2 protein-coding genes are annotated in these 1,865 nt (G+C 59.3%); both read left to right on the top strand.

Annotated elements, in window-relative coordinates:
• Nucleotides 1-761, top strand: a 761-nt coding sequence (locus tag A2I95_RS34700; RefSeq protein WP_291737108.1) for a PDR/VanB family oxidoreductase, incomplete at its 5' end; no start/stop codon positions are given.
• Between the two features lie 10 nt (nt 762-771).
• Nucleotides 772-1,815 carry a DUF3445 domain-containing protein gene (locus A2I95_RS34695; RefSeq protein ID WP_027256645.1) on the top strand — a complete coding sequence of 348 codons (1,044 nt, stop codon included), beginning with the start codon at nt 772-774 and terminating at the stop codon, nt 1,813-1,815.
• The last annotated feature ends 50 nt before the right edge of the window (nt 1,816-1,865 follow it).

The raw sequence follows: 1,865 nt of genomic DNA, 5'->3' as shown, positions 1-1,865 counted from the left end.
GCGCCTATACCATCTCCGTGCGGCGCGATGACGAAGGCCGCGGCGGCTCCAAATTCATGCACAGCCAGGTGAAAGAGGGCATGGAGATGGTGATCTCCAACCCTGTGAACCTGTTCTCGCTGGATCTGCGCGCCAAGAAACACCTGATGCTGGCCGGCGGCATCGGCATCACGCCTTTCATGGCGCAAATGCATCAGCTCACCATGATGGGGGGCCAGTTCGAGCTGCACTACTCGGTGCGCAACGCCTCGCTTGGCACCTACGCCGAGGAGCTGAAAGCAAAATATCCGGGCAAGGTGCATATCTATCATGACGACCAGGACGAGGCGATCGATCTCAATACCCTGATCGCCACTCAGCCACTGGGCACCCATGTGTATGTCTGCGGCCCCAAGGGCATGATCAACTGGGTACATGGCACCGCCGAGGACATGGGATGGCCGCGTGAGGCGGTGCACTCCGAGGAATTCCTGGCCCCGGCCTCCGGCAAGCCGTTTGAGGTAAAGCTGGCGGTCTCAGGCAAGGTGATCCAGGTCGGCGAACATCAGTCACTGCTCGAAGCCATCGAAGCAGCAGGCGTTGACGCCCCCTATCTCTGCCGCGGCGGTGCCTGCGGCCAGTGCGAAACCAATGTCGTCGGTTATGATGGCAAGTTTCTGCACTACGATCACTGGCTCGACGACGAACAAAAGGCCGGCGGCAAACACATCATGCCCTGCGTCTCACGTTTCGAGGGCAAGACCCTGGTTCTGGATCGCTGAGGAAAAGAAAATGACCATTCAATTCAACGACGAAACCTTCTACGGCGATTTCACCTTCAAGAACTCGGACTGGGCCATCAAACGTTTCCCCTTCCCGTTCCACGAAGACAGCTACATGTATTCGGTGAACATGGAGCCGCATAAATCTTACCGGCCAGGCTCGGTGTTCGAACGCACCTTTGACGTGGACGAACATTATGTCGCGGAAATGAAGGACCGTGCCCGCGTTCTGGCCAACGACCCGCTGCGCTGTCAGTCACTGCCGCATATGACGCTGGCCGGCTGGGACCTGGTCGAGCTGATCATGGAGGCCAAGGCGGCCGAATACCCGGATCTGTTCGAACTGCATAAGGACGGCAACCGCTGGCGCTGGGTGAACAAACCGCTGGGCATTGACGATACCTTCACCTTCCTCGACGAAAGCACCCTGCCATACGGTCCGATGGAATACATTACCCGTCAGACCCAGGGCGACTTTGCGGTACTGGACCAGCGCGACGACAACCTGTGGATGGACGCCGGCATGGTCACCACCCAGGCGGACTGGAGCCTCGATTTCGACATCGGCATGAATTTCTTTGAATGGCACGCTCCGGTGCCCAAGGCGAACGAAATGGGCATCTTTGTGCGCGCGCTGAAGTTCCTGTTGAACATTCAGCAGGGCCAGCCGGCCAGGCGCCTGAATTGGACGATGACCGTCAATCCGCTGCTCGACACCTCGCCTGAGAACTACCACAAATGGGGCACCATGAAGCAGGGGCTGACGATGGAGAACATCGGCGAAAAGCAGCACCTGCGGGTCGAGCTGCAGACCTTCTTCCGACTACCCCGCTCCAATGCGCTGGTGTTCCCGATCCGCTGCTACCTGATCCGGTTTGAGGATCTGGTCACAGTGCCGAAATGGGCCCGCCGCCTGCACCGGGTGATCCGCGACCTGCCCGAGGAACTGGCCACTTACAAAGGCTTCATCGACAACCGCCCGCTGATGGTGGAATACCTGTCGCAGTTCGACGATGGCAGCCCGACCTCGGATGGTATCTGGGCAGACGACTGATTCCGAAAGCTTCCGGCGGGCCGTCCCTACCCCCTGTCAATCAGGCCCGC

The sequence above is a fragment of the Leisingera sp. F5 genome, assembly GCF_001593695.1.
This window is presented reverse-complemented; position numbering and strand designations above follow the sequence as displayed.